The organism is Colwellia sp. F1 (assembly GCF_056238625.1).
In genome coordinates this window covers 1-4,266 of record NZ_JBWDLI010000038.1, presented here as the reverse complement: position 1 = coordinate 4,266, position 4,266 = coordinate 1, and the positions used below count along the sequence as shown (strand labels likewise).

The window sequence follows — 4,266 nt, the reverse complement described above, 5'->3', positions numbered from 1 at the left end:
ATCGCTCAGAGGAAGCAGAGGAGGTATTCCTCGCGCTTAAAGTTTAATGGCTCTCTTTCTGCTGAGGCGTGCTCTGCTGGTTATAAGTTAAGTGATTTAGAGAGCGGGTCATCTATTATTGTTTCATGCTCTTCTGCAGCAGATCTTTCTAAATGTCAGTTCGGCTTGTCAACGGAGTATGGAAAAATAGAGGCCGCATGGGTTTTTGAAGCCATCTCTGATTCTGGAAAATTTATAGAATGGAAGCTAGATCTGACCTAAGGTAAGGTTTATGAAAAATATTATATTTCATGCAGGTGTTCACAAGACTGGAAGCACCTTTATTCAAAATGTTCTTCGTGAAAATGAAGATCTTTTGGCTTCTAACCATATTGCTTGTAGAGTTGGTGGAGAAGTTTGGGATGAGCTGACTAGCCCTATAATTTATAATGCTGCAGGAATAAGGAGGTTGTCAGAATCCTATCAAAAAGATTTCTATAAAAAAGAACTCAAGGATAAGGTTGAGAAATGGCTTGGGTGTCATGATACTCTAATAATTTCGAATGAAAACCTCTTCGGGAATTCTAGCGTAAAGGCCAACCAAGGTAAGTTATATCCAAAGGCCAAAGATGTTATAGAGTTTTTGCTCGATGCTTTGGCAGATGATTATAATGTTAAGATAGTATTTCTTGTAAGAGACTATGCTGATTTTTTAGATTCAACTTACGCTCAAAAAATAAAAGAAGGGCAATCGTTTTCATTTGATGACTTTATCTCAAAGGTAGACTTTGAAGAAGTATCCTGGATCCCGCTTGTGAGTGATGTTACCCAAACTTGTAGAAGATATCATTGCCTTGTTGAGTGGCAAGAGTATGAGAAATTTTGTCGCGACCAATTCTCATTTGTTAAACGGACACTTATCGGTTTTGATGGAGCTTCCAAACTCTATGATGATTTCAAAATGGATCCTGAAATAAGGTCTAACTCTTCATATTCATTCCGCGCTGTTAAGCTCGCCAGCATCTTGAATCAACATTTAGAAAAAAGTGAAATAGGTGTTTTCAGAAACTTTCTTAAAGATAAATTCCCTCCCAGTGAATATGGGAAGCCTAGGTTTATAGATGGTGTGCTAAGGGAGAAGCTGGCTGAGAAGTATTTATCTGATATTGAGAGGTTGAGAGAAAGCTCTTAAGTTTCTCTTCGAAGACCTGAGTTTTAGTATACCTATCAGGAGCAGCATAAGCTGCATGGAGGTAAGCATGAATCCATATGTGAAATTGCCACAAAAGGCCTATTGGAAAACAGCTGTAGCTAGTAAATCAATGTTCGATATATCTGATTTATGGGATCCAAAGTTTGAAATATTAACTAGTAGTAAGGTGTCAACCTTTGGTTCATGTTTTGCGCAGCATATAGGGCGAGCATTGCACTCTAGAGGTTTTAGTTGGCTTGTGACTGAATCTCCTCCTCAAAGTCTTTCTTTAGAGAATTCGAGAGTATTTAATTATAATATTTTTTCAGCTCGTACAGGAAATATTTATACTACTTCATTGCTGAGACAGTGGGTTGAGTGGGCTTTGGGTAAGAAAACTGTTCCAGACGAAGTGTGGGAGGATAAAGGTAGGTATTTCGATCCTTTTCGGCCAGTAGTGGAGCCAAATGGCTTTTCAAGTATTGATGAACTTAGGTTATCCCAGAAGGAAACTCTATCAGCTTTTTTACAGTCTATAAGGAAGTCTGATTTCTTCGTCTTTACCTTAGGGTTGACAGAAAGCTGGATTCACGCGAAAGATGGCTTCGAGTACCCTATGTGTCCTGGTACAGTGGCTGGTGAATATTTAGAGGGGGAGCATATATTCAAGAATCAGCAGTTTTCAGAAATAATAAAAGAACTAAATTTAGCCATGCAGTTAATGCGTGGGGAAAATCCAAAGTTAAAGTTTATACTTACAGTATCCCCTGTGCCTCTCACTGCAACCAATTCAGGTAATAGTGTTCTTGTAGCTACGATGGAGTCAAAGTCTACTCTTCGTGCTGTGGCAGGTCAGGTTGCAAGAAAAAACAGAGTGGTCGATTATTTTCCCTCTTACGAAATTATTAATAGTCCAGTATTTAAAGGTGTTTTTTTTAACCCAAACCAAAGAGCTGTGAATCAAGTAGGTGTCAATTTTGTTATGGACCACTTTTTCTCTTGTCTGGAGTCTAAGTATGGGCAGTTTGATGATAAAAGTATAAAGTCTAGAAGTGAGTTTAGATATACAGAGTCTGATGCAGTTTGTGAAGAAGAGCTTCTTAATGCATTTAGGTGAATTTGACATGAAGTTGTGTATTATTGGTAATAGTCATGTGGGTGCTTTGAAAAGGGCATGGGAGTCTATGCCTGAGCGACATAAATTGTTCTCGATAGTTTTCTTTGCTGATAGAGGTGAAGGGCTAAAAGAGCTAGAAGTTAGTGACGACAGGCTGGTTCCTCAAACAGGTAGGCTAAAAAGTTCTTTAGAGTTTACCTCGGGTGGCCGCTCAGCTATTGCTCCTAAAGAGTATGATTATATTTTGATATATGGTGCTGGAGCAAAGCCTCTTTTTGTCGATTCGAGTAGAGGCTATTCTTCGGCTGTCCTTAAGCAGGCAGCTAGTGATCATGTGGTCGGATCTTTGTCATTTGAGTTAATTAAAAAAATAAAAGGAGTAAGTGATAAAAAAATACTTGTTGGCCACAATCCACTTCCTGCTAGAAAAAGAGAGGTGGAAGTTATGGAGCCTAAGGAATATCTTTATGGCATTGAGCTGCTAAATAAGTTTGTTTATTCGAGATTTGACTCTCATTTATTACCTCAACCGTTACGAACGATTGTTAATGGTAGATATACGGACCCATCCTTTTCTAAAGGAAGTAAGAGGCTCTCTGTTGGTGATCATAGGGACAATGAGTCCCATCCTGATAGGGATGGTAGTCATATGAATGATGATTTTGGCATTATCTGGTTGTCTGATTTTCTTGATTATATTTACGCGGTCTAGGTTCTGTTTGGTATATCGATTTTTTTAATTTCGCCGCAGCCAAAACGCATGAAGAGCCTCTTTACGACTTACTTATAGTGCTTTACAAGTAGGAGTTAATATGGTATTCCGATGACCTTTCGCGCGGATGACCCTATGCTGATAAGACTTCTTAAGCATCGTATATCAATTGCTCCCGATTTTTGCGAGGGATGGAAAGTGCAGTAAAAGGTGTCGTTTACCTCATTACTGGCGGACCATGCAGTGATGTGTAGTTTGGCTTCATTTTTTGAGGTGCGTCTGTGACAGAACTATTTGCCAAGCGTCTTTATTGCCACCTCAGCGCCAAATATCTGGCCTTCTCTTGCTATCGCATCCGCCGGTGTTGGTCGATCCCCATGCCGGTCTTGGTATTGCCTGAATTGGATGTATAGGTTCGGGCTCAATCTATCCGTGGCAAATCTGGTGCTTGTAGGCGCTTGAAGAGTACCTGATGCCCGCTGGCTAATTGTGCCTGGGGACAGTAAGTACGATTACCAGGCCGCGAGTGCTGTTGGATTGGACTTCGTGTTTCTGAACGGCTGGAGCGAGATGGTGGGCAGGAAAACTTGGGTAAAAGTTAATCACCTAAGATGCTACGAGAACATTGAATCCCTGCAGCTGTAAACTATTTAGTCAAACAAAGAGGTTGGGTCGTGCATGTTGTAATACCGGTTTTTTTTAAAGCTTCACATGGAGGGCTGCACGAGAATGTTCTCGCAACTGCTCGCTTCTTGATTGATAACGGCCACAAGGCCACTATTGTTTGCCCCTCTGGTCCATTTGCTGACTCGCTGGCAGGTTATGGCGTTGGCGTTATTCGAACTGACTATTCAGATCTTGAGTTAACGATTAAGAATGCTCTTAAAGTTCACGCTGTTGATCCTATTGATCTTGTGCATGCTCATCCCTTTGCTTCTCGTAAATTTGGCTTAGCACTGGCGGAACGGTTGGACGTACCCTTAGTGCTGACATTTCATGGCAAATATACTGACGATCTCCCTAGCTATATTGATAAAGTATCGGCAGTACTAACAGTGTCATCTGGCGTCCGTGATTATTTGCTGAGCGAGAACGGTAAGGCTCCAGAAAAGTTTCATGTGATGCCCAATGTCCCTGATACAGGCTTCTTTCAACCGCTCTTGGAAAAGCCCCAGAGTAATGAAGGTAAGCTGAGCGTTACCTTAGTCTCGCGGCTTGATAAAGATAAGGTATTTATCCTAGATGTCTTTGCAGATGCAGTGGAGT

Annotated in this window: 5 protein-coding genes; all 5 read left to right on the top strand. The window is 40.8% G+C overall.

From position 1 onward, the window contains the following. A partial coding sequence (locus AC0UA9_RS16725) for a hypothetical protein (RefSeq protein ID WP_475661799.1) occupies positions 1 to 261 on the top strand: 261 nt, incomplete at its 5' end. Between the two features lie 10 nt (positions 262 to 271). Further along, a complete protein-coding gene (locus AC0UA9_RS16720; RefSeq protein ID WP_475661796.1) occupies positions 272 to 1,171 on the top strand; it encodes a hypothetical protein in 900 nt (299 codons plus the stop codon). Between the two features lie 67 nt (positions 1,172 to 1,238). Beyond that, positions 1,239 to 2,288: a GSCFA domain-containing protein gene (locus tag AC0UA9_RS16715; protein WP_475661793.1), complete on the top strand. Its 1,050-nt coding sequence runs from the start codon at positions 1,239 to 1,241 to the stop codon at positions 2,286 to 2,288. Beyond that, positions 2,275 to 3,000, top strand: a complete 726-nt coding sequence (locus AC0UA9_RS16710) for a hypothetical protein (protein ID WP_475661792.1) — start codon at positions 2,275 to 2,277, stop codon at positions 2,998 to 3,000. Before AC0UA9_RS16715 ends, AC0UA9_RS16710 begins: the two co-directional genes overlap by 14 nt. 674 nt (positions 3,001 to 3,674) lie before the next feature. Further along, on the top strand, positions 3,675 to 4,266 hold a 592-nt coding region (locus AC0UA9_RS16705; protein ID WP_475661789.1), incomplete at its 3' end, for a glycosyltransferase.

Bases quoted from the DNA above. Each gene is read 5' to 3' on its own strand.
- AC0UA9_RS16715 (WP_475661793.1), top strand. From the start codon at position 1,239: ATGAATCCATATGTGAAATTGCCACAAAAGGCCTATTGGAAAACAGCT.
- AC0UA9_RS16710 (WP_475661792.1), top strand. From the start codon at position 2,275: ATGCATTTAGGTGAATTTGACATGAAGTTGTGTATTATTGGTAATAGT.
- AC0UA9_RS16720 (WP_475661796.1), top strand. From the start codon at position 272: ATGAAAAATATTATATTTCATGCAGGTGTTCACAAGACTGGAAGCACC.